Origin of the sequence: Streptomyces flaveolus, from assembly GCF_000716535.1 — a bacterium.
GTDB classification, from domain to species: domain Bacteria; phylum Actinomycetota; class Actinomycetes; order Streptomycetales; family Streptomycetaceae; genus Streptomyces; species Streptomyces flaveolus_A.
The window spans coordinates 1-317 of the sequence record NZ_JNWV01000175.1 but is presented as its reverse complement, the minus strand read 5'-3'; the positions used below and the strand labels follow the sequence as shown (position 1 = coordinate 317).

Annotated in this window: 1 protein-coding gene; it reads left to right on the top strand. The window is 71.3% G+C overall.

The annotated features are described in order from the left end of the window. A partial coding sequence (locus OO52_RS45715) for a GlcG/HbpS family heme-binding protein (protein ID WP_037671763.1) occupies positions 1–317 on the top strand: 317 nt, incomplete at both ends.

Below are 317 nucleotides of genomic sequence, written 5' to 3'. Positions count from 1 at the left end.
CGCTCAGCTACGACATCGCCTACGGCGCCGCGCTTGCCGCCCTGCAGGCGGCAAGAGCCGACGGGCACCGGGTGTGCGCCGTCGTGGTCAACCGCAGTGGCGTCACGAAGGTTCTTCTGAGCGACGACGGCGTCGGCCCGCTCGGCGTCGAGACCGCACGACGCAAGGCGTACACCTCGGCCGTGAGCGGTGTCCCGACGGCCAAGTTCGCGGCCTTCGCCGCGTCCCCGCGGATGCAGGTGGCACCGCCCCATCTGGTCGATGCCAACCTGCTGCCGGTCGCCGGCGGCATACCGCTCGTGACTGCCGATGGAGAG